The following is a 1,642-nucleotide window of genomic DNA, read 5'->3' as shown; positions in this document are numbered from 1 at the left end:
GTCCTGGTGCACCTGCACGCGGACGTCGAGACCACCGTCAAGGTCGTGGTTGAAGCCGAAAAGGCCTGATCCCACGCCGCAAGGCCTGGTATCACCAGAACGGGYGCCCGCAAGGGTGCCCGTTTTGTTTTGGGGCGGCCCGTCCGGCCGGGTCGGTGCTTGGCCTGCCGCGCCTGTGCCGATAGATCCTGGATGAATCCATGAAGATCAATGCGTTGGCCTCATTTTCCGGACCCGGGTCGGTTTACGGGGCGGCCTCCGGCAGAGCCTGGAAGCACGAGCGGGCGTGAGCGCTGAGCCTCCTCCCACGGTCATCCCGCCCGTGGAACATTGGCCCCGCTATACTCATTCCATTGCGTCACCCTTGGCCTTGTTGAATTCTTTTGAAATCAAGGGCTTGAGGTGCTGGCTGACCTGACATCCACTATGGTGGCGGCCGTAAGGCCCTTGCCCGGAACCCAATCACGCCATGCGTCTTTCCACGATCAAGCTGTCCGGCTTCAAGTCCTTCGTCGATCCGACCACCCTGCACCTGCCGACCAACATGACCGGCGTGGTGGGACCCAATGGCTGCGGCAAGTCGAACATCATCGACGCGGTGCGTTGGGTCATGGGCGAAAGTTCGGCCAGCCGCCTGCGTGGTGACTCGCTCACCGACGTGATCTTCTCCGGTTCCAATGCCCGCAAGCCGGTCTCGCAGGCCACCGTCGAGCTGATCTTCGACAACTCCGACCACACGATCTCCGGCGAGTACGCCTCGTTCAACGAGATCTCGGTCAAGCGTACCGTCAGCCGCGACGGCAGCAGCAACTATTACCTCAACGGCACCAAGTGCCGTCGTCGCGACATCACCGACCTGTTCCTCGGCACKGGCCTGGGCCCGCGCAGCTACTCGATCATCGAGCAGGGCATGATCAGCCAGATCATCGAGGCGCGCCCGGAAGACCTGCGCGTGTATCTGGAAGAGGCCGCCGGCATCTCCAAGTACAAGGAGCGCCGCAAGGAAACCGAGACCCGCATCCGCCACACCCGCGAGAACCTGGAYCGCCTTGGCGACCTGCGCGAGGAAATMACCAAGCAGCTCGAGCACCTCAAGCGGCAGGCCAAGCAGGCCGAGCAGTACCAGGCGTTGCAGGAAGAGCGCCGGGTCAAGGATGCGGAGTGGAAGGCGCTGGAATACCGTGGCCTGGATGGTCGCCTGTCCAAGCTGCGCGAAGGGCTGTCGCAGGAAGAAACCAAGCTGCAGCAGCTGATTGCCGACCAGCGCGACGCTGAGGCGCGGATCGAGACTTMCCGCGTGCGCCGCGAGGAGGCTGCCGACGCGCTCAATGCCGCGCAGGCCGAGGTCTACCAGGTGGGCAGCACGCTGGCCCGCCTCGARCAGCAGATCCAGCACCAGCRCGAAMTGKCGCAGCGCCTGMACAAGGCGCGCGAYGAARCCCRSCAGGCMYTGGCCGAACTKGGCCAGCACATCAGCGGCGACGARGCCAAGCTGATGGTGCTGCGCGAAGCGGTCGATGCGGCTACCCCGCAGCTGGAAGCGCTGCAGGAAGAAAACGAGATCAAGCAGGAAGGCCTGCGTGAGGCCGAAGCGCGGTTGTCCGATTGGCAGCAGCGTTGGGAGCAGCACACCTCGCAGAGC

1 protein-coding gene is annotated in these 1,642 nt (G+C 64.1%); it reads left to right on the top strand.

Translation table 11 applies throughout. The features are described from left to right. Positions 1 to 469 precede the first annotated feature (469 nt). Positions 470 to 1,642 (top strand): chromosome segregation SMC family protein (locus tag AC1VAN_RS21150; RefSeq protein WP_480986673.1); only part of this gene is annotated, 1,173 nt, incomplete at its 3' end.

Source organism: Stenotrophomonas sp. 05L44_2, assembly GCF_056665995.1.
This window is presented reverse-complemented; position numbering and strand designations above follow the sequence as displayed.